17 protein-coding genes are annotated in these 21,498 nt (G+C 45.6%); 7 read left to right on the forward strand and 10 right to left on the reverse strand.

What is annotated here, in order from left to right; genetic code table 11:
* Positions 1 to 825 (reverse strand): glycoside hydrolase family 11 protein (locus Q0R37_RS09355; protein WP_294753705.1); only part of this gene is annotated, 825 nt, incomplete at its 3' end.
* Positions 826 to 1,401: 576 nt separating this feature from the next.
* Here Q0R37_RS09355 and Q0R37_RS09360 point away from each other — a divergent pair.
* Entirely contained in the window at positions 1,402 to 2,061 is a 660-nt protein-coding gene (locus Q0R37_RS09360) for a hypothetical protein (RefSeq protein WP_294753708.1), read from the forward strand.
* A 422-nt stretch (positions 2,062 to 2,483) separates the two neighbouring features.
* Entirely contained in the window at positions 2,484 to 3,773 is a 1,290-nt protein-coding gene (locus Q0R37_RS09365) for an O-acetylhomoserine aminocarboxypropyltransferase/cysteine synthase family protein (RefSeq protein ID WP_294753711.1), read from the forward strand.
* Positions 3,774 to 3,810: 37 nt separating this feature from the next.
* Here Q0R37_RS09365 and Q0R37_RS09370 read toward each other — a convergent pair whose 3' ends face one another.
* Both Q0R37_RS09370 and Q0R37_RS09375 read right to left on the reverse strand, forming a co-directional pair.
* Positions 3,811 to 5,415 (reverse strand): CotH kinase family protein, encoded by a 1,605-nt coding sequence (locus Q0R37_RS09370; RefSeq protein WP_294753714.1) that lies wholly within the window; start codon positions 5,413 to 5,415, stop codon positions 3,811 to 3,813.
* A gap of 139 nt (positions 5,416 to 5,554) precedes the next feature.
* Positions 5,555 to 7,285 carry a bifunctional diguanylate cyclase/phosphodiesterase gene (locus tag Q0R37_RS09375; protein ID WP_294753717.1) on the reverse strand — a complete coding sequence of 577 codons (1,731 nt, stop codon included), beginning with the start codon at positions 7,283 to 7,285 and terminating at the stop codon, positions 5,555 to 5,557.
* A 278-nt stretch (positions 7,286 to 7,563) separates the two neighbouring features.
* Here Q0R37_RS09375 and Q0R37_RS09380 point away from each other — a divergent pair, with 278 nt between their 5' ends.
* A complete protein-coding gene (locus Q0R37_RS09380) occupies positions 7,564 to 8,292 on the forward strand; it encodes a hypothetical protein (protein ID WP_294753719.1) in 729 nt (242 codons plus the stop codon).
* A 6-nt stretch (positions 8,293 to 8,298) separates the two neighbouring features.
* On the forward strand, positions 8,299 to 10,470 hold the full coding sequence (locus Q0R37_RS09385) for an Mbeg1-like protein (protein WP_294753722.1): 2,172 nt from the start codon (positions 8,299 to 8,301) through the stop codon (positions 10,468 to 10,470).
* Between the two features lie 46 nt (positions 10,471 to 10,516).
* Here the strand turns inward: Q0R37_RS09385 and thiM are convergent, their stop codons facing one another.
* From thiM to Q0R37_RS09405, 4 genes are all read right to left on the reverse strand, one after another.
* Complete coding sequence (gene thiM / locus Q0R37_RS09390; RefSeq protein ID WP_294753725.1) at positions 10,517 to 11,332, reverse strand: hydroxyethylthiazole kinase; 816 nt, start codon at positions 11,330 to 11,332, stop codon at positions 10,517 to 10,519.
* A gap of 2 nt (positions 11,333 to 11,334) precedes the next feature.
* Entirely contained in the window at positions 11,335 to 11,841 is a 507-nt protein-coding gene (gene thiW, locus Q0R37_RS09395; RefSeq protein ID WP_294753728.1) for an energy coupling factor transporter S component ThiW, read from the reverse strand.
* Positions 11,842 to 11,995: 154 nt separating this feature from the next.
* On the reverse strand, positions 11,996 to 13,411 hold the full coding sequence (locus Q0R37_RS09400) for a sensor domain-containing diguanylate cyclase (protein ID WP_294753730.1): 1,416 nt from the start codon (positions 13,409 to 13,411) through the stop codon (positions 11,996 to 11,998).
* Positions 13,412 to 13,631: 220 nt separating this feature from the next.
* Positions 13,632 to 15,059: a GGDEF domain-containing protein gene (locus Q0R37_RS09405; protein WP_294753732.1), complete on the reverse strand. Its 1,428-nt coding sequence runs from the start codon at positions 15,057 to 15,059 to the stop codon at positions 13,632 to 13,634.
* Between the two features lie 362 nt (positions 15,060 to 15,421).
* Here Q0R37_RS09405 and Q0R37_RS09410 point away from each other — a divergent pair, with 362 nt between their 5' ends.
* Complete coding sequence (locus Q0R37_RS09410; protein WP_294753734.1) at positions 15,422 to 15,625, forward strand: hypothetical protein; 204 nt, start codon at positions 15,422 to 15,424, stop codon at positions 15,623 to 15,625.
* A gap of 119 nt (positions 15,626 to 15,744) precedes the next feature.
* Here the strand turns inward: Q0R37_RS09410 and Q0R37_RS09415 are convergent, their stop codons facing one another.
* The 3 genes from Q0R37_RS09415 to Q0R37_RS09425 all read right to left on the reverse strand — a co-directional run bounded on the left by Q0R37_RS09415 (position 15,745) and on the right by Q0R37_RS09425 (position 19,095).
* A complete protein-coding gene (locus Q0R37_RS09415) occupies positions 15,745 to 17,028 on the reverse strand; it encodes a hypothetical protein (protein WP_294753736.1) in 1,284 nt (427 codons plus the stop codon).
* Positions 17,029 to 17,153: 125 nt separating this feature from the next.
* A complete protein-coding gene (locus Q0R37_RS09420; protein WP_294753737.1) occupies positions 17,154 to 18,524 on the reverse strand; it encodes a hypothetical protein in 1,371 nt (456 codons plus the stop codon).
* A gap of 4 nt (positions 18,525 to 18,528) precedes the next feature.
* Positions 18,529 to 19,095 carry a sigma-70 family RNA polymerase sigma factor gene (locus tag Q0R37_RS09425; protein WP_294753740.1) on the reverse strand — a complete coding sequence of 189 codons (567 nt, stop codon included), beginning with the start codon at positions 19,093 to 19,095 and terminating at the stop codon, positions 18,529 to 18,531.
* 284 nt (positions 19,096 to 19,379) lie between these two features.
* Here Q0R37_RS09425 and Q0R37_RS09430 point away from each other — a divergent pair, with 284 nt between their 5' ends.
* Positions 19,380 to 20,225, forward strand: coding sequence for a Rossmann-like and DUF2520 domain-containing protein (locus tag Q0R37_RS09430; RefSeq protein ID WP_294753743.1), 846 nt, complete (start codon positions 19,380 to 19,382; stop codon positions 20,223 to 20,225).
* A 393-nt stretch (positions 20,226 to 20,618) separates the two neighbouring features.
* The coding region (locus Q0R37_RS09435; protein ID WP_294753744.1) for a glycoside hydrolase family 11 protein at positions 20,619 to 21,498 on the forward strand (880 nt) is incomplete at its 3' end.

The following is a 21,498-nucleotide window of genomic DNA, read 5'->3' on the forward strand; positions in this document are numbered from 1 at the left end:
ATTCCAGTCGTTGTTCTGCTGACCGTTGTTCCAGTTATTCCAGTCATTGTTCTGCCCCTGACCCTGATTCCAGTCATTGTTGGAAGCACCGCCGCCTGAACCGTCTGTACTTACAGTAACGCTCTTGACGTTGGCAGAACCGTTTGATCTGTAGCCTTCGATGTTAAGTGATACCTCATAAAGAGTTCCCGACATATCGAGACCAGCCTGTGACCATGCGTCAAAGTGCTTGGATACGTCGATAGTACCCTTCATGTAGTTGGTCTGGTTGTTTGCAGAACCGCTTTGCTGACGGATACTCCAGTACTGCGGGAATGTTGCGGTACCGTCGAGAGAAGGCTGATTGTAACGCATCGTCTTGCAGATATCATATGTATTGCCGTTGAGATTTACAGTACCCTTTCTCTCTGCACCGTCTCCTGGTGGACGCCAGTCGCCCCAGCCTTCGACGATGTAGTATTCCATGAGAGGATTTCTTGTCCAGCCGTATACGCACATATACGAATTTCCTCTTGGGGTGTACTCTACATCATAAGTGAGTACGATGTTACCGATCTGTTTGTAGTTCTGCTTCTGACTGTCGTAGTTCTTTCCCATACGAGCAAGGAAGTTCTCAATGTTGCTCCACGAGCAGGTAAAAGAGCCTGCACCGGGATTCATTGAAACCTGACCCTGACCGTTCTGGTTCCACATTTCGTAGTCGTATCCGCCGATATTGCCTCTGTCCTGCTGATCGGCAGCAGAAGCAGCGCAAGGTATGGATGATGCGATCATCAGAGCAGATACAGTTCCGCCGAGAACCTTCTTGATTCTTGAAAGCTTCAATAAAATCACTCCTTTAAATAATAACACATAATCAGATAAAAATGCTCGCTTCGGGTTCGTAGTCGAAACGGAAATTTGCCTTGGTAATGCGATCCCCTGATAAGGCAAACATAATCTATCTGTATATAATTATATATTATTAACAAAATGTAATACAAGCCAAAAATTGCGGTTGTGGCACAATATGACCATATATTGCGATTTGAATAAAATGACATTTCCCTAATTATAGGGAAAAACAACGACACAGCTTGAAATGGCAGCAATAAATGACAAGAAAATGTGTGCAAAAATTGCTCTATATATATAATGTAATAAACTATATAAAAATAATATAACAATACAGCACAAAAGATAAACATAAGCCTCGGACAGAAAAATGCTGCAGCTGAAAACTGCGTCATTTCGTTTATGATTTCATATTTTTAAGAGCAGGTACCTTGGGTATCCTGCGTATAAAGTCGGGCACCGTAATAACAAGATAAGCTGCAAAAACAAGTAAATTTTCTCTATCTTTCGTTCATATCGCATTCTCACCATTTCAAAATATATCGGATATCCGCATTGAGGTGACATTTGCATGAGCGCTTGTATACGGAAACAAAGGCTCCCTTCAATTATACAAAGCTTGACGATGATATCATTTTCAGGATATCGGCTATGGGAGTCCCGTCCCTTATAAGCGATTCATACCACGGACTGCTCGTGGAGACCGATGACAGCTATATCTATACCCTCAGCGTTCCCAATGTCATGGAGGACGATACTCTGGAATTCCTGACTATTGAAAAGAAGGTGGGCGGTTCTTTCGGAAACAGGAGCAAGGAATTTTCATTTACCGTGGCTGTTGAAGGATTCGGCGGGAGTGAAGGCTACATCTGGGCGAAAAACGGTGAGGAACAGACGGAAATGCCCAAAAACGGCTGCAAGTTCACAATGAAGCATAATGACAGAGTGGAGATCGCTCTGCCGAAGAATGTGAGTGTCACCGTAAGCGAAAAGAATGAGGGCTACAGCTCTTCATTCAGACTTGGCAGCGAAGCCGCAGAAGAAACGGATAATGTTTCGTTCGTATTCAGCGGAGAGACACATCTGCTTGTTACCAATACGCTTGACGGCGATATAAATACGGGATTAGCAGGGACGCTCGGTCGTTCACTTGTGCTTGTTATGCTCCCAATGGTTCCTGTGAGAATTATATTCTATTATAAAAGGAGAAAAAGGTCCGCAGCGTGAAGTTTGAAAAAACGCCTTCTGTAAGAGGGCTGAAAAACGATGAAATTAAACGGAAAACCGTTTAATAAGGAAAAAATAGTTTTTGATTTCTATGTTTTGAACAAAAACAGAGCGCCTGCATTGTGAGAAGTTTACAGTGCAGACGCTTTTTTATACAAATTCAGTTATAGGAAAAATCTATAACTCGCTATGGTATTTATGAATTGGACAAGCATATAATTCCGATGTATAATATAGACATACCAAAGGAAAGGAGAGGTACAATGAAAAAACTGAATATGCTTGACCGTCTCCGTACTATCGTCAGAGGAACAGACCGAATGTGCGGTCAGCGATGTATCTGACATATTTTTAAGTGCGAATAAATCATTAAAAAGATCATTATAAAATAAATTTTTGGTATTTTTCAGGAGGAAATTACAATGGCTGGTAATAAATTACATTTTGAGACACTTCAGCTCCACGTTGGACAGGAGCAGGCTGACCCTGCTACAGACGCAAGAGCAGTACCCATATATGCGACTACATCTTACGTTTTTCATGATTCTCAGCACGCTGCTGACCGCTTCGGTCTCAAGGACGCAGGCAATATCTACGGCAGACTTACAAATTCCACTCAGGAGGTTTTCGAGAAGCGCATAGCTGCTCTTGAGGGCGGTGCTGCGGCTCTTGCAACAGCTTCGGGTGCTGCCGCTATCACATACACCATTCAGGCACTTGCAAAGGCAGGGGAGAACATCGTAGCTTCAAAGACTATCTACGGCGGTACTTACAATCTCCTTGCACATACTCTTCCGCTTTACGGTATAACCACAAAGTTTGCCGATCCCGATGCTGAGGGAAGCTTTGAGGCTGCTATCGACGAGAACACAAAGGCTCTTTATATCGAGACTCTCGGCAATCCCAATTCAAATGCCATAGACATCGAAAAGATCGCCAAGATAGCTCATGCACACGGTATACCGTTGGTTGTGGACAATACATTCGCTACTCCTTATCTCGTAAGACCTATTGAGTACGGCGCTGATATCGTAGTTCATTCGGCTACCAAGTTCATCGGCGGTCACGGTACGGCTATCGGCGGAGTTATCGTTGACAGCGGCAATTACGACTGGGCGAAGTCGGGACGCTATCCGTGGATATCCGAGCCCAACCCCAGCTACCACGGCGTAAGCTTTACAGCAGCCGCAGGTGCAGCAGCTTTCGTGACATATATCCGCGCTATACTTCTCCGTGATACTGGCGCAACTCTTTCGCCGTTCCATGCTTTCATTTTCTTACAGGGACTGGAGACCCTTTCGCTTCGCGTTGAGCGCCATACGGAAAATGCAAAGAAGATCGTTGAGTACCTTGCAGCTCATCCGCAGGTAGAGGCTGTTCATCATCCGTCTCTCAGCAGCGAGCCGAGCCATGAGATATATAAAAAGTACTTCCCAAACGGCGGCGGCAGCATCTTTACCTTTGATGTAAAGGGAACTGAGGACGACGCAAAGAAGTTCATTGATAATCTTGAGATATTCTCGCTCCTTGCCAATGTTGCAGACGTTAAGTCGCTGGTGATACACCCTGCCTCGACTACACATTCACAGCTCACGGAAGCAGAGCTGGCAGAACAGGGCATAAAGCCGACTACTATCCGCCTTTCTATCGGCACTGAGCATATCGACGACCTTATTGCTGCCCTCGACGGCGCTTTCAAGGCTATAAAGTGAAACGTAAAAGCACCTCATATGAGGTGCTTTTTATGTATTACTTATGCCACTGAGAGTTCAGGAAGTCTATTCTGCTGTGAAGCCATTCGAGCAGATACTCCGCCGATTCCTGTTCGGTCTGTGTGTCGGTTTCAGCTGAGGAAAGCTCGAAGATAAAATACTCCTTGTTCTTGTTGTTGTTCCATTTTTTATAGTTCTTTTCAAATTCTTCCCTGAGTACTTCGGAATCCGACTCCACCATCTGGCATACACGGGCAAATACTCCGTTATCATAGGCTTTTGTCCACTTTTCCTTTATCAATTCCTGATACCAGTCCTCATAGGCAAGAAGCACGAACCACGGATTGATACTGTCATTTCCCATGTCGGGATCGGGAACTATATTTGAAGCATAAAAGCCCTGACCGTCTTCACAGCGCGGTCTGTTGCCCATTGACGAGTCGAAGTCCCACGGAGCTTCAAATGTGAGCCTTTTGGGGTGCTCGGGACTGAAATCAATGTCCATGTAAAAGCTTGACCATGTAACGTCTGCGTCGCAGGCAAGCTCGCTTATAATGTACATATCAGCGAGAGAGTCAACGTCCACGACCTTCTCTACTGCCTGCTGAGGCGTTATCACGCTGCTTTCCGAGATAGTCTCGTTTTTGTCGTCGAAAACGTACGCTTTGTGGTTATAGGCAGCTTCATACATTATCCTGTACACGTTATTGATGTAGTTTGCAATGAAATCATGCTGCTCCTGCGAACAGATATCGCTCTTTATCGTGAAGCCTATCTCTTTTGCTAAATTACTGTAATCACTGCCGAGACACTTTATAGTCCTGCCGCTGCCGCCTTTGCCGTCATAGGGCTTAAGGGGCGCATTATCGGCATAGTCTATGGAAAATTTGTGCAGCTCGTCCTCGTTGTCAAAGTAGCCGTCAAATTCAAGGAAATAACCGATATCCGTGCCTGTATAGCCGTCCTTCGGCTTTGTGACATTTACTCTTTTTTTAGCCTCCTGCTGCATTTCGGTGAGCAGATAAAGCCCCATATATTCGCCGTTTATCTCTACCTGTACGAAATCCGCGTCAGCCGCATAGAGACCGTCGGCTCCGAGGATATGGCGGGCTGCATAAAGTGTCGCTTTGTTTCTGAGCATGGAGCAGTCCTTGTACTCGGCAAGAAGAAGCCAGTTTTTGAATGCAGCGCCCTCGTTCAGTCCAATAATGTTCTGCTTTTCGGAAAATTTGATCCTCAGCGGCTTTTTGGGATACAAGGTCGTCCAGTTTCCGCGAACCTTGACCTGAGCGTCTGCGGAGTCAAGCTGTTTCTTTCCGTCCGAGCCTGTAACGGAGACCATACAGTCTTCATAATAGGGGGCGGGAGCATTGAAGCTCCGGTCACCTAACCTGATGACATTTGCAACGTGTTCTGCCACGGGCTCTTCGACAAATCCCATAACGTCCTTATCCTTGCTTTTGGTTTCAATGGAAAGGACGGGGAGGGGGACTGTTTCGGCTTCATAGGCATCGTTGGTGCTCAGCACAGCTTCGTATGATACAGGTTCCTTTTCTTTTTTATTGTGCTTTTTCTCAGCTGTGCAGCTGAACAGTACTGCTGCCGAAAGTGGAAGTGAGAGAAGTTTGCATATGTTTTTCATATTTATAATACCTCGTAGTTTTATTGTATCTTATCCTGATAATATGGGATCAACACTTATTGTAGCATAAAGCTGCAAAAAATGCAAGAAAAGTACGTAATAAAAGCAAAAAGCGGTGCATTGCACCGCTTTTTCAAGCTTATTCATCCTTTACCTTGTAGTAGTGGTCATTCATTCTCTTCTCGAATTCATCAAGCGGCAGCGGCTTGTCAAAAAGGAAGCCCTGTGCAAAGATGCAGTGGTTGTCCCTGAGCACCTTTACCTGATGATCTGTCTCGACTCCCTCGGCAACACATTCAAGTCCGAGATCCTTTGCCATTGCCACAACATACTTGAACATTATGCTCCTTGTGCTGTCGTCTTCGTCGGCGTCAACAGGGAGGAAGCTCCTGTCGACTTTAAGTACGTTCCATGGGATCTCGCGTATAAGATTGAGTGATGAGTAGCCCATTCCGAAATCGTCAACGGAGGTATATATCCCTTTCTGCTGAAGGCTGCTTACAACTCGCTTGAGATCGCGGAACTCCACATCGGTGGTGGTCTCGGTCAGCTCTATCTCTATGTACTCATGAGGTACATTGTTGCTGTCAACGATATTTATGATATGCTCGAGAAGATCGACGTCCATCATGTGCTTTCGTGAGAGGTTCACAGATACACGCACTGCTTTTCGTCCTTCGTCAAGCCAGCGGCGGATATCCTTGCATACGTGGTCGAGCATATAGAAATCCAGCTGGCATATATCAGTATTCTGTTCCAGTATGGGGATAAACTCCATTGGCGGAACTATCCTTCCGTCCCTGAACCAGCGGCAGAGTGCCTCAGCGCCTGCCAGCTCGCCTGTTTCGATATCTATTTTAGGCTGATAGAAAACCTTGAATTCTTCGTTTTTCAGTGCCTGCGGGAAAAGCTGCTGCATATGCATACGCTTTTCCTTGCCGACCTCCATTTTCTCGTCGAAAAATACTATGCTGTCCTTGCCGCCAAGCTTTGCAGCCTGTGACGAGGAGAGTATCCTGTCCATGATATCTCCGGGGGTATCGAATTTATAGCCCTCGGGCATACGGAAAACGCCTGTGCTTGCCGATACCATTATGCGTTTGCCCGAATTGGTGTCATATATCACGGGTGTGCCTTTGAGGACGTTAAGTATATCCTCTGTGAGCTCGTCCCTGAATACGGCTACGAAATTATCTCCGCCGACTCTGCATATGATGCCCTTGTCGCCGATGATGTTCTCTATGATCTCAAAGAAGTTACGCATTGCGATATCGCCTGCGCTTCTGCCTATATCGCGGTTTACAAGAGTGTAATGGCGCAGATTGTAATATACTGCCGTATGTCCTCCGAGATCGTTCTTTTCGCTGAGCAACTCAAGATATCTCAGGAAGGAGCGGATATTCCTGTAACCCGTATCGTCGTAGAAGGTGAACTGCTCAACGACTCCCTCAAGCCTGTGACGGCTGAGAAAGCTGAGGAGCATCCTCGTTATGAGCTTCAGCTTGTCCTCTTCCTCGGGAGAGAGAGGTGCAGCGTCCTTTGACATATAAGCCGTTCCGATAACTATTGCTCTCGACTTGGTGAGTATCTTTTCGGTATAGCAGATATCGCCTGCATTGCCGTCATCAAAGCCTATGGTTTTTTCGCCCTTCTGAAGCTTTGCGTTCGTCGGGGTCTGATAGAATTCCGAAACTGCCTTTGATACGCCGAAGTATCTGCACATATCTGCCAAAGCACGCAGTATAGCATATTTATCAAAACGGTCAGCCATGGTCATGGATCTGACGAGCTTTTCCATCAAGAGATAAAATTTTTCATTTTTGTCATTCATCATAATTATCTCTCCATTCTGAACCAATGAGATCTTCATGGTAAGAACCCCTTTATAAATATTATAACATGATTTTGTTAACAAAGCAAGTTTTTTATGGCTTTTAAGGTTGTAATTTGGAAATTTGCTGAAAATTGAGAAAAACATTTTTTATTATATCCCTTATGTGGAAGCACGAATATTAAATATATTTACATAACTTTTGCCTGCGGAGAGGATAATTAATAGTTTTTTATAAAATGATTGACAATCCGAAACTGTAAGTGTATAATAATAATATATTTAATATAATGCGGGGTGATGATACGAAGAGGAAAATGCGGCGTTTTTCTGCTGCGGCACTTATTGCGTCTGCGGCTCTGAGCTTTGCGGGCTGTGCCGTTGATCCGTCCGCAGCTGCGCCGAAAGAGGAAGCTCACGTTGCGGATGAACAGTCGAAGTCAGATGGAAAGTACGAGCTCATAAAACGGCTTGAGAGCAAGTATAACGAAAAGTTCACTCTGCTTGAAAATGCAGGCGGAGGTACGATGATGGGTGAGCACTGTGCAATATTTGTAAGAGCCGATAGCTTCCCCGACGACAGGATATATGCTGTTCACGGCGTTTTTGACGGCAGGACTGAGGACAGGGACAACTATATGGCTTATTATTTCCGCGATAAGGCTTCTTCTTATCTGACGGAGCTTGCAAAAGAGGTATACGGCGATTGCAAGGCGTTTTATGAGCCCGATGAGGCGGAGACTGTTCCGCCCGAAATAGGGAAGGATTCTGATGTGAAGGAGCTCCTCAGGGACACAAAGCCTTATTATTCGGTCATTCTTCCCGAGGGACAGAATCTTGCGGAAAAGGACAAAAAGCTTGACGAGCTTTTCAATAAAATAAAAGGGGAGGAGATAAACTGTTATTTTTATATTGCATATCTTGACAGCAGCGAGCTTTATAACGGATTGGATACTGCAAGAGAGATAGACAGAACGCATATCATTGCGGACTGTACTCTTGGCATGGACGAAAATTTCAATATAGTTGAAAGAAAATGGGGGTAAGAGTTCATGGATATTTTGTTTAACAATAATGATTTGACCAAAGAAGCAGGTATTTCTATAGTGCTGAATACATTCATGTACGCAGACAGATGTGTAAGATTAACGGGAGCTCCTTCATTCAAAAGCGTTGTGGATCAGATGTATGCGGGACTTCAGGGATATGTTGATACTCAGAAGGCAGCCATCGAGATAGTGCATGATCATCTGGAGCGGGAGCCTGCGGATACTGATGTGGGAGAGCTTGAATTTGTCAATTTCTCGCAGCATATGGGCAGTAAGTATACGGGAGCCTATGCTGCTGCGCTCAAGCGTACCGACGACTCGGGGCGGATAACCGATGTGTACGTGGTATTTCGCGGCACGGGCAGCGGACGCTGGTATGACAACGGTGATGGACTTTCTCAGGAGACCTCGAAGTATCAGGAAACTGCGCTCAGGTACTTCAATGATACTCTCGACAGCCTTGATATCACGGACGATACGAGGATAATCGTAACAGGTCATTCAAAGGGCGGAAACCTTTCCCAGTATGTAACTCTTAAAACTACACCGGAGTACCTCGACAAGATAAAATACTGCATCTCCTTTGACGGTCAGGGCTTTTCTCCCGAGCTGTACGAAAATATGAGGACCAAGTCGTTTTACGGGACGCAGTGCGGAAAGATGTACTCCATATGCGGCGATAATGACTACGTAAATGTGCTGGGCAAAAAGGTGATACCCAAAGAGAATACAGTATATATCATGACAAAAACGAGTTTTACCGATATGTACGGGGCTCATTCCATAGTTCCGCAGCTGTATTCCGATGTTAAGGCGCATAAGGATGACTTCCTTTACAATTTCACTGAGGGGCATTTCAATACCCGGACAAAAAAGCAGCGTCAGCTTGCGGAATGCTCTATGGCTATGAGTGCAAGGACTATGGAAATGAGTCAGGAGAAAAGAGCCGAGACCTGCCATACAATAATGATGTATGCGGAAAAGTTCCTCGGCGGAAACGACTCGTATGAGGGACTTCTCGGCGAAAAGGCGGATGCTGAGGAATGCATAGGCTTCCTTTCGGAAATTTACAATGTTCTGATACCTTTTATTTCATATACGGGTAAAGAAGTGGGGAAGGACATATTCTTCATAGTCCTTATCGCACCCGATCTGAAGGATAAGACTCTGCTGGCAGCTCCCGAGAAGAAAAAACTTGAATACGTTGTATCTTCGCAGGAGACAAAAAGCCGCTATTACATCGGACTTACCCTTGCCTATGAGATAATGCTGGACAGCCTTGCGGAGTTCGGATATAAGGCAGGAGATCTCATATCTCCTGATTTTGAAGCGAGGATAAAGTATTTCTACAGAGCCTTCCTTAAGATATCGGATCAGAAGCAGACGGCTGAAAAGTGCTTTGGTGCTCTTGTGCGCTATGCGGCTGTTAATCTGGCAGATCTTTTTGCAAAAAATGAAAATATAATAGAAGATATCTCTGTTCCTGAAATAGCAAAAGCCATAATAAGTGCAGCGGTCTCGGCGGTGAAGAAGACAGTCGGGATAGATACTGTTGATTCGGACAGTAGTAAGCCATGTGATGGCGTGAAAGCGGCTTCTCCGCATAATAAATGCCGGATCGAAGGTAAAGAGGGAGACGACGGTATCATTGGCAGCGCCGCTGATGAGATCATAAATGGCTGTGGCGGAAACGACGGTATCCACGGCAAAGGCGGCGATGACGAGATTTACGGCGGCAGCGGTGATGACAAGCTGTACGGTGAGGAAGGCGACGATTTCATCGATGGAGGCGACGGCGACGATACTCTCAGCGGCGGATACGGAAACGACACTATTCGCGGCAGCGTCGGTGAAGATACGATTTTCGGCGATGAAGGAAATGATACCTTGTGCGGAGGCCTCGGCAATGACATATATGTTTTCAGAAGAGGCTTCGGCAGCGATACGATAAGCGATACATTCGGTGAGAATATCATCAAATTCAGAAGCATTTCCCCCGACGAGCTCAGAGCCGTACTGAATGATACAGGCGATCTGATCATCGAAATGAAGGACGCTCCCGACAGGATAAGGATAAGGAATTATTCTGCTGATAAGTTTGTTTTTGTCTTTGACAGCAAGGATTATATCCTTATAAATTCAGGCGCAGAGCTTGCATTTGCAAGGAAGTACTGATTGAAAAAGCTCCCGAAAGCAGTTTTACCGCTTCGGGAGCTTGTTTTTATAATTTTTCGATATTTGCTTTCTCGGTCAGGGTCTCGTCTGTGAGCCTGTATACTGCGTCTATCATATAGTTTCGGCAGCTTGCATTGCCATCGGCGCTTGTGAGCCGTGCTGCGGCGAGCTCACCGCATATATCCAGAGCGGCAGCGGCACTGACTGCAGCAAGCAGTCTGCTTTCGGGAGCAGCAGCCGCAAAAGCACCTGTTATGGCGGAAAGCATACATCCGCAGCCCGTTATCCTGCTCATTATGGGGTGTCCGTTTTTTATGCGGTATACCGCGGAGGCATCGGTGGCGATATCGTTTTCGCCCGTTATAACGGTCACAGAGCCTGTTTTCGCTGACAGCTCCTTTGCGAGGCGGACAGCCCTTTGAAGCTTGTCATCGGTGAGCATATCCGCTGTATCCACACCGTGCTCGCGGCTTGAAGCTCCTGCAAGGCTCCTTATTTCGGAAAGATTTCCGCGGATAATGTCGATCCTGACCTCATTGAGAAGCTTTTTTGCGGCATTTGTGCGAAACTCGGAAGCACCTGCGCCTACGGGGTCAAATACAACGGGAAGTCCCAGCTCATTGGCTTTTTTTCCTGATATAAGCATAGCCTCCAGCCTTTGCGGGGAGAGAGTGCCGAGATTTATGACGAGTCCGCCGCAGTGAGCGGTTATCTCTGCGCTTTCCTCGGGACAGTCCGCCATTATGGGGGAAGCTCCGCAGGCGAGCAGTATGTTCGCACAGTCATTGGCTGTGACATAATTTGTTATACAGTGTATGCGCGGAGCTGTAAGGCGCACTTTTTTGATGATATCGTAAAGCATGGTCAGTTGTTCCCTGATCTGAGCAGCTTTGCCTTTTTCATTCCCTCGATCATGACAGCTGAAAGAACAGCTCCTGCGGCTGTGGATATGAGGAAGGGGATGATGTAAGCATAAAATGCTACGTCTGCGGCGTTTATGCCCATAAACAGTATCGCCACGGGATAAGCGCAGAGGCCGCCGAGTACGGCAGTTCCGAATACCTCGGCGATATAGGTCAGCCATGTATTTTTGGTTTTATGGTAGGCTATGCCGCAGAGCAGAGCTCCGAACATACTGCCCGGGAATGCCATGAGACTGCCGAGACCGAGAAGATTGCGTATGAGGCTCGTGGCAAAGGCAACTCCCACGCCGTAAAAGGGACCGAGCAGAACGGCGCATAATATATTCACGATGTGCTGAACGGGAGCACATTTGCTGCCGAAAACAGGGACTGAGAAAAAGCTGCCCACAACTCCGACGGCGCAAAGAAGTCCTGACAGTGCAAGCTTCCTTGTACGATTGTTTTTCATTATTTACACTCCTTTGGACAATAAAAAATGGGCATTCTGAAAAATGTCCCAAATTTTTACTAATGTATTATAATAGCAGTCAGTGTTCGATCAATGATAAAAAGGTGTTGGAACGGTGATAAAAAGTCCCTCTTTTGTAAAGAGGGACTTAAGATCATTTGCGCTTGCGCTCCGGGAACATCTTATAATAGCGATCCTTGTCGGCATACATACGCTCATCTGCGGTTCTCATCGCATAGCGGATATCGCCGCCTTTATTTTCATGGTATCCGCCTACCGCAAAGCTTATATTGTTCGGATCCTCCGAGTCTTTTCTCATGGTTTCCATGCGCTCTTCTATGTCTTCCTCGGGGACATTAACGGCGATTATCATGAATTCGTCGCCGCCTGCACGGTATATCTCACTGTCGAAGAAGAGTTCTCTCAGCCTTTCTGCGGCATTTTTGAGGAGCCTGTCACCTGCACTGTGACCTTCGGTGTCGTTTATCTTCTTAAGACCGTTGAGGTCGGCAAAAACTACGCTGTACGATCTCGGCATGGGATCTGTTCCCGCAATAAACCTGTCAACTCTGTTGTTCATGGCGTTACGGTTGTAGATGCCTGTGAGCAGATCGATGGAGCTCATTACCTCAAGGCGGTTGAGGAGCTGATAGTTCGCTATCTCGGAAGCTATGAAATATGTTGTGAGCTCAAGGGTCTCCTTTATCTTTGCGGCCTTGGACTCGTCAAAGTTGATAGCCCATATATAGCCGAGTGTCTCATTGTTATATTTCAGCGGGAACAGCACAAGACTGGTAACTCCCGCGTCAATAAGTGACTCGTACCACAGGAGATTGCGTGATCTGAGGATGCCCATATCCTGCTTGTCCTGCAATATAAGGCAGTTGCTGCCTGCAATGGTGTCGTTCCATGTTTTTACTATATTAAAGAACGAGTCCTGCATCTGATAGCTTGCTACGGTCTCGCCTGAGCCCTCAAGGACGGCTTCGGCAAGTACGGAACAGGTCTCCTCCTTGAAATCCGTGAGCAGGAGAGTGCATTTATTTGCGCCGCTGAGCTTGCAGATATCAGCCATTACGTCGTTTATGGCACGTTTGAAGTCGCTGCTTCCGCGGAGCTTTATACAGGTCTCGAGAACGCTTGAAGCTGTGGAAGCCGAAACATGAGTCATTATCTCGGTATCGACGTCCATAGTGATATCAAGAGTGTATGAGCAGTAGCCTATATCGGGATCGTCAGATTCAACAGGCATTATGTACTGATTGAGCCAGCAATCAAAGCGGTCGGGCTTCAGATAGGTATGCACGGGCTTTTTCTGGAAAGCGCAGCGGTAAACGGTCTGCTCGAAGTTGAGATCCTTCGGGATATACTTATCATACGGCGAGTTCGGTATGAACTTATTGTTGAGCATATGAGCGGACGCGCCGTTATAGGGATTTTCTATTGAATCTATGTAAGGCTTGTTTCCCGCAACGATACGGATATCACCGTAGCCGCCGTCGGGGAATTTCCTTACAGAGATGATACAGGTCGTTAATTCAAAGCCGTTAACAAATTCCTGATAATTCACAACTTCTCCTTTCAGCCATAACAAGTGAAGCAGAAGTACCGGCTTTTGACAGTCATACACTGTGTCTGAAGGCAAGAGCTTTATGTTCCCGAGATATGGCGTATTTTATTGCAATTATATTATATCATATTTTTTTACCATTGTCCAGTGAATTTTATGTGAATAATAATAGGAAATGTGTGCCTTGCGGCACACATTAAAATAAATTTGTTGATTATTCTTATTTGCGCTTGCGCTCGGGGAACTTTGCGTAGTAACGCTCCTTATCGGCGTACATTCTCTCGTCGGCGGTACGCATGGCGATACGGATATCGCCGTCCTGATCGTCGAAATAAAGTCCGAGAGCAAAGCTTATATTGTCCGGATCCTCGGATTCCTTCCTGAGCCTTTCGACACGTTCCGACAAGAGCTCCTCTGGAAGATCAACGGCGATTATCATGAATTCGTCGCCGCCCGCACGGTATATCTCACATTCGGGGAATACTTCCATGAGCTTTTGCGCGGCGTTTTTGAGCAGATTATCGCCTGCGATATGTCCGTTGTTGTCATTTGCCTGTTTGAGGCCGTTAAGGTCGGCAAACACTATGCTGTAGCAGTTGGGCTTCGGATCCTTTTCGGATACAAAGCGGATTATACGGTTATTCATGGCGTTACGGTTGTAGGTTCCCGTAAGCTGATCCACAGAGCTCATTATCTCGAGCTTGTTGAAGAGCTGATAGTTCGATATCTCAGAAGCAAGGAAGAAAGAGGTTATTTCCAGTATCTCCTTGATCTTCATTGTATTGTTGACATCGAAGTTTATTGCCCATATATAGCCGAGAAGTATATCGTTGTACTCCAGCGGGAAGAGCACGAGACTGTCTATGTCTGCGCCCTGCATCGACTCGAACCATACAGGATTGCGCTCCTGAAGTACGCCCATATCGTATTTATCCTTGATTATGAGGCAGGTGCTGCCTGCAATGGTGTCCTTCCATGTTTCAACAATATCATAGAAATTGTCGAAGCACTTCACGATATATTCTTCCATAGGTATAACGTGCACATCGGGAGCGGAAGACTGACAGAGCACGGAGCAGCGGCGCTCCTGTTCGTCCGTGAGGAGTATACAGCTCAGCTTTGCACCGCATATGGAGCGGATATCATCTATTACCTCGTCCATTGTATGCCTGAAGTTCTTAGTTCCTCTCAGCTTGATACAGGTCTCGAGGACCGCCGAGGAGGTCTCGGCTGAAAGATTGGACATCATTCCCGAATCGGCCTTTATCGTTACCTGCTGTGAGTATGAGCAGAAATACTTGTTCGGAACGTCGGATTCAAGCGGCAGGAAATACATATCCAGCCAGAATGAATATCTGTCGGGGTGGATATACTCGTGGGAAGGCTTTTTCAGGACGGCGCAGCTGTAGCATTTGTCCTCGAAATTAAGGTCCTTCGGGATATAGTTCTCATAGGGAGAGTCAGGTATGAACTTATTGCTGACCATCTGATTTGCGATCATGTTGTTCTTTGTATCTTCAATAGAAGCCACATAAGCCTTGTTGCCCGCAACAAGACGGATATTTCCGAAGTGACCGTCGGGTAATTTTTCTATTGAGATTATACACGTCATATTTGAAAATGTCTCTACAAAAGCTTGAAAATCCATAAAGAACTCCCTTCTGACAGAGATATCTGCCAAGATAGTTTTATTTTCTGTTATATTATATCATATTTTTTTATAAATGTCCAGTTAATTTTATGTGAATATGATAAAGAAGAATGGTGAACTCGAATATAAAATTATATATTTAACAATAATATGAGGTTTTGAGTTAAATCTTGTTTCTTTGCTGATATTTATTTTTTTATTTCTATGCTAAGTTTATATTAAAAAAGTGGGAATTTGTTAAAACCGCACAATTAACACTTTGAAAATTTGTAAGAAAAATAAATTGAACACTTCCATGCAATATGATAGAATAAAAGTGGTATTTAAGTCGAGTTTTTTCAGAAAAGGAGGGAAAAGCGATGCAGTTGGTCTATATTCTGATCGGGGTGGTCATGCTTGCAGTTGTGGCTGCTGTGATTGTTTTTGCGGGAAAGCAGAAGCAGCAGGCTAATGACGATTATTACCGTGAACAGATCAGGAGAGGTGAGGAACGCCAGAAGCAGCTCGCAGAACAGGAGCGTATGAAGCGTATGATGCAGCGTGAGCGTGCGGGAAGGCAGTGAGAACTCTTTTATATCTGCGATCTTTCGGGGCTTTTGCCCCGATTTTTTATGCTTTGCGAAAAAAAGCCATAGAGGAGCTCTTTCTCCTCTATGGCTGTCTTGATTATATGAGCTTGGGTTTATTTGTCTGCTTCGGGACTTACTGCGTTTCTGATCTCGCCTGCAAGGTCTCCGTCACATCTGAACCATTCGATGTTGCGTCCGCTCTTGACCTCGTCCATATTGGTGCAGATCTTTCTGTCGCCTTCCGTGCGGAACTCGTATCTTGCGTATGACAATACGGTGCTCTTTCCGCTTAAGATGCTTATTACGTAGTAGCCTTTATCGCTGCTGCACATGATTATTACATGATCGTAGGTGCGGTCGGACTTTGCAGCCACACTCGGGTGCTTGCCGCTTATCATATAGAACTTCTCGATATCGGAGCCGTTTGCGGCTATGGGTATCTCGCCTGCGTTTGTGATCTTGGAATATGTTCTCCTGTTGAGGATATTTATAGCCTCAGCAGTGTTGGTCTCCAGCTTGAAAGCTCCTGAATTCGGGATAGAGAAAGCTCCGAAGGGATCGTCTGCGTTCTCGGGGTAGAGAGTCATATTCTCGGGGTGATAATAAGGCGAGAAGTTGAAATAAAGGTCGGAATCATTGAACAGCGAGAAGCTGCTTACTGATGATACCGCGTCTGAACCGAGGATACTTACGATATTTGATCTCATAAACTCGAAATCAATGCTGTATCTGTGCACCTCGGGAGAGATAAGGGTGAGGGACTTGCTGTTGCTTGCACCTGCTTCTTCTTCATATGCCGAGCGGACATATGTAAGGCAGGATGTATCGCTGTCAAAAGAGATAAAGCGCATTTCCTTGCCGTCCTTTGCCATGAAGCGGATACTGCTGACATCGTTGCTGCCCGTCTGAATCCACGGAGGGGTGTCTCCGCCTGTACTGCCGACCGTATAATCGGGATAGCTGCATCTGTTGAAGAATTCTGCAAGTCTTATGCTCTTTTCGTGGTTGTACTTATTGGCGTAGCCGAAGCTGTAGGTGCTGTTGTCAACAGAAAAGATAAGAGTTTCGCTGTTGCCCGAAACTGCGTCGCCGCAGTATCCCACGTCATAGAAATCGCCGAACGGAGCAGCGTTTTCACGTGGCACTGTAGTAACTTCTTCTGTGGTCTTGGCTGCTGTTGTATTTTCTGCTGTAGTAGCTTTTGCAGTAGTGGCTTCAGTTGATCCGGCAGTAGTAACTTTCGCATCAGCGGTTCCGGACGTGGCTTCTGCTGTTCCCTGATCGGAAGCGATCTCGGGAGAGGTGCCCGCAGGTTCATCATTTTTCGGACTGCCGCAAGATGTGCAGCAGAATACTGCTGTGAAAACAGCAATGAGCAATGCGGTCATTTTTTTCATAATACTTCACCATCCTAACGTAGTGTATTTGTTGTAAAGTAATTATATCATATATTATATTGAAATTCAAGGTATATTTTGTTAACAAAGAACGCCGCCTTTTATACAAAAGGCGGCGAAAAATTTTATTTATACAGACAGTCTTTTATTTTTTGGATGATTTCCGTGTCATCGGATATGAGATAATAGGAGTCCGTGTAATCAGGTTTTTCTGTGTCATACTTGCCAAAAGCTGCATATGTTTTGTCGTTAATGAGTGAGAAATGGAAGAAATACAAGCTTTCTTCATCTCTACTTGAAAGAGTGATGTGTTCAGTCGGCGTCTCTGATAATATCTCGGGAGTGTTAAAATCTGATTCTGAGACAAATAAACATCTGCTGCACTTGAGGATATTATAAATGTTTTCTCTTTGTTCGTAAGATGTTTCGATTATTTGCTGAGAGTTCGTATCGCTGAATACCCAGTTTTGGTCCTTAAATGATGGACATAAAGTCAGAAAAGAATCATTGTCCGATCCTGTATCGATCTCTGTTTCGGTCATGCTCTCTTCTCCTTCGGGAGTGGTGGTCTCTTCTTCGGGTTCGGCGGGAGTATCGCCGAGTATTTCTTCGACAGTTGTTTTGAAGAGGTCATAGTCTATTTTCCAGCCCTCAACCGATACTTTATCATCTGTCATGACGAGCTGTCCGTCTTTTTCTCCGTAATGGAAATGAGTATAATTCAGTACACCGTACTGTTCCACATCGTAAAAGCGGATAGCTCTTACCTCGTTGTCGCGGCAGTAAATGAAGTATGGCGAACCTGTTTCAAGCATATTCTGACTTTGAATGATCGGCGCTTTTTGAGGGACGTTTTCTTCGGATTCATTGATGACCTGCGGTGATGAGTCTTGATCTGTCATAAAAGTGTTGACGATGCCGACTGCTTCGTCCTCGTCCATTGCAAGCTCTTCGTAATCGAAATCATTGAAGAAGTCAGCAATTTTTTCGCGCTTCTCGGTATCTATTATCGGACCGCTGTAAAGCTCGAAAACACTTTTTATACCATCCGTATCTCTGATAAATATTGGCTGCATGGTCTCCTGCTGAAAGTCGCAGAGCTGATATTCAAGCTCGGCAAAATCTCCGAAGGGTGCGATCTTTTTCAGATCGTGCCGAGTTGTGTCCTCAGTTACGATGTTTGACGCGGTGTCGGATACATTTCTGAAATGCTTCAGCGCATATGCCGTCCCCGTGATGCCGCCTGCAAGAACCGCTATGGCAGCGGCGGCACTCAGTACTCTCTGCCAAACGGGGTGCTTATAGACTTCCACGCCGCTGACTGTCTGTTCGTCGTCTGCGGAAAGTCCGTTGATATTATTATTGAATTTTCTTTCGCTCATTTTAAAGATCAGCTCCTTTTCGTTCACGTCCTGCGGCGGAAACTCCGAGGATAGCCTGTCAATAACGCTCTGCTCGGTATTTTCGAGCATATCGAGTTTATTTTCTTTTTTCATGACATCACCTTCCTTCGCCCATATCGGTCAGTATTTTTTTCAGCTTTTCCGCTGCGCGGCTCAGTCTTTTTCTCACCGCTGCAGGCTTCATACCGACTATATCGGCGATATCTGCGGAATTCCTTCCGTAGTAGTATTTCTGCATTATTATCGTGCTGTCAGGCTCACCGAGTGATCTTACCGCATCAAGTATCGCATGGCCTGTTTCGGCTTTTTCTGCAAGCTCGTCAACTCTCTCTGCCGAGGACAGCTGCAAGGCTTCATTATCGTCTATAGAGACTGCATTTACGCCTCTTGAAGTAAGTCTGCGAAGCGTATCCACAGCCCGTCGTTTGGCTATAAAGGCAACAAATCCCTTGATATCACCGTTGTATTCTCCTTCGGAATTGTACTTTATGAATATGTCGGAAAACACATCGCTGATACATTCTTCGATATCCTCCCGCGAAGCGAAGCTTCTCAGGCGATTGAAGACTATTGTATAGACGTAATTGTAATATTCGTCGAAAATCAGCCTGTGGGCTGTCTGCGGAGAGCTTTTCAGAAGCTCCCTTACCTGCTGGTCGGTCATCATATACCTCCGTAATACCTGTGCAGCAATGCTGCGAAGCTTTCAAATGCATTTGTCACGCTCTGATGTATACACTCGCAAGCGAAAAGCAAACTGTGACCATGATAACATATTTTTCTTATCAATGCAAGGAAGTGGTATTCTTGAACTGACTTTTCAGAGGGACGGATATTTGAAAATACAGTAATAATTTTGATATATAACTAATGAAATTACTTGTATATTGGAAAAAGTTGTGCTATAATTGAAAGCAGTAACGATTCGGGTTACGGGAGGATATTAAAATGAATATTGGATTTATAGGTGCGGGAAAGGTCGGCTTTTCCCTCGGCAGATATTTTGCCGAAAACGGAGTATCCCTCACGGGATATTTCAGCAGCCATGTGCAGTCTGCCACCGAGGCTGCTAAGTTTACGGGGAGCTCTGTCTATTATGAGCTTGCCGATATCGTCAGAGACAGCGATGCTTTGTTCCTGACTGTGCCCGACAAGTCGGTGAGGGAGCTGTACGGGCAGATTAGAGAAATGGATATCAGCGGAAAATGCCTGTGCCATTGCAGCTGCGCTATGTCTGCGGATGAGGCGTTTCCTGATATAAGGAAGCTGGGGGCTTTCGGCTATTCCATGCATCCCCTTTTTCCCATAAGCAGCAAGTATGAGACGTTCAAGGAGCTCCACAGCGCATATTTCAGCATTGAGGGCAGCGAGGAGCGCATCGGCGAATGGGTCGCGTTCTATGAACAGCTTGGGAACGGCATAAAGGTCATACCCGGAAATATGAAGAGCAGATATCACGCGGCGTGCATCATGGCAGGCAACCTTGTCAGTGCCCTTGCAGTCAAGAGCCTTTCCATGATGGAGGAGTGCGGCTTTTCGGAATCGGAGGCGCTGAAAGCCTTTGCACCGATGATAATGAGCAATGTCAAGCGTATACTTGCCGCAGGTCCGACGGAAGCTGTCTCGGGGCCTGTTGAGCGCAATGAGACGGAAACGGTCCGCAGGCATATAGAATGTATGGATAATGATATCGACAGGAATATGTACAAGGCGGTATCAAGGAAGCTTGTTGAGATAGTTCAGCAGAAGCATCCTGAAACGGATTATTCAGAACTGAAAAAAATGCTGAAATAACAAAAAAATATAAAAACGGATAGAGCCAAGGAAGAATACCTGTGGATCTATCCGTTTTTTATTGTTTTTCAAAAATATGATTATGGTAAAATCATGCTATAATTACAAAAATAACGTGATGATTTTTTATGCTGACTAATTGTGCGTTTATTGCGCTTTTGTCAAGGCAATACGTTGATATTGGCTATTTTTAGATATTTACGTTTTGTATAAATCCGCAATATCTGGTCAGATAGTATAGTGGGCGCAAGATTTGGCTTGTTTTGATAATTGGTAATATATTACAATTTATGTATAGATAAACAAAACGAGCTCGCAATGGGGGATTATTTATCAACAAAAGAACCATCAGACAAAAACATCATTATTTTTTTATTCAGAGGAGTGATTGAAGTGAAGCTGAAAGGTATTCAGAAGATCATCGGTGGTACAGTTTCTGCAATGATGATCGCCGCAAGTATACCCGCAGTGGCCTCAGCTGCCGACCAGCAGGACAGAGGCAATATCGGCGGATACGACTACGAAATGTGGAACCAGAACGGTCAGGGTCAGGTTTCAATGAATCCCGGTGCAGGCTCTTTTACCTGCTCGTGGAGCAACATTGAGAACTTCCTTGCTCGTATGGGAAAGAACTACGACAGTCAGAAGCAGAACTACAAACAGATCGGTAACATCGTACTCACTTATGATGTAGAGTACACCCCAAGAGGAAATTCGTATATGTGCGTATACGGCTGGACAAGAAATCCTCTTGTAGAGTATTATATCGTTGAAGGCTGGGGCGACTGGCGTCCACCCGGAAACGACGGTGAAAATAAGGGTACAGTTTCTCTCAACGGAAACACATACGATATCCGCAAGTCTATGCGCTACAATCAGCCGTCTCTCGACGGTACTGCTACATTCCCGCAGTACTGGAGCGTTCGTCAGACAAGCGGTTCGGCAAACAATCAGACAAATTACATGAAGGGCACGATCGACGTATCCAAGCACTTTGACGCTTGGTCACAGGCAGGTCTCGATATGTCGGGTACTCTTTATGAGGTATCGCTCAATATTGAGGGATATAGATCAAACGGTCAGGCTAATGTCAAGAGCGTTACAGTAAGTACAGACGGTTCAGGCGGCGGTGCTTCCAGCAATGACTGGAATCAGGGGCAGGAGCAGAACAATGACTGGAATAACTGGAACAACGGTCAGCAGAACAACGACTGGAATAACTGGAACAACGGTCAGCAGAACAATGACTGGAATAACTGGAACAACGGTCAGC

The sequence above is a fragment of the uncultured Ruminococcus sp. genome, from assembly GCF_946415235.1.
GTDB lineage: Bacteria > Bacillota > Clostridia > Oscillospirales > Ruminococcaceae > Ruminococcus.

Excerpts from the sequence above, each read along its gene's own strand:
- thiW (WP_294753728.1), bottom strand. The coding sequence starts at position 11,841 with ATGAAAAACAATCGTACAAGGAAGCTTGCACTGTCAGGACTTCTTTGC.
- Q0R37_RS09370 (WP_294753714.1), bottom strand. The coding sequence starts at position 5,415 with ATGAAAAACATATGCAAACTTCTCTCACTTCCACTTTCGGCAGCAGTA.
- thiM (WP_294753725.1), bottom strand. The coding sequence starts at position 11,332 with ATGCTTTACGATATCATCAAAAAAGTGCGCCTTACAGCTCCGCGCATA.
- Q0R37_RS09420 (WP_294753737.1), bottom strand. The coding sequence starts at position 18,524 with ATGAAAAAAGAAAATAAACTCGATATGCTCGAAAATACCGAGCAGAGC.
- Q0R37_RS09410 (WP_294753734.1), top strand. The coding sequence starts at position 15,422 with ATGCAGTTGGTCTATATTCTGATCGGGGTGGTCATGCTTGCAGTTGTG.
- Q0R37_RS09430 (WP_294753743.1), top strand. The coding sequence starts at position 19,380 with ATGAATATTGGATTTATAGGTGCGGGAAAGGTCGGCTTTTCCCTCGGC.
- Q0R37_RS09365 (WP_294753711.1), top strand. The coding sequence starts at position 2,484 with ATGGCTGGTAATAAATTACATTTTGAGACACTTCAGCTCCACGTTGGA.
- Q0R37_RS09385 (WP_294753722.1), top strand. The coding sequence starts at position 8,299 with ATGGATATTTTGTTTAACAATAATGATTTGACCAAAGAAGCAGGTATT.
- Q0R37_RS09415 (WP_294753736.1), bottom strand. The coding sequence starts at position 17,028 with ATGAAAAAAATGACCGCATTGCTCATTGCTGTTTTCACAGCAGTATTC.
- Q0R37_RS09405 (WP_294753732.1), bottom strand. The coding sequence starts at position 15,059 with ATGGATTTTCAAGCTTTTGTAGAGACATTTTCAAATATGACGTGTATA.
- Q0R37_RS09380 (WP_294753719.1), top strand. The coding sequence starts at position 7,564 with ATGCGGCGTTTTTCTGCTGCGGCACTTATTGCGTCTGCGGCTCTGAGC.
- Q0R37_RS09375 (WP_294753717.1), bottom strand. The coding sequence starts at position 7,285 with ATGAAGATCTCATTGGTTCAGAATGGAGAGATAATTATGATGAATGAC.
- Q0R37_RS09425 (WP_294753740.1), bottom strand. The coding sequence starts at position 19,095 with ATGACCGACCAGCAGGTAAGGGAGCTTCTGAAAAGCTCTCCGCAGACA.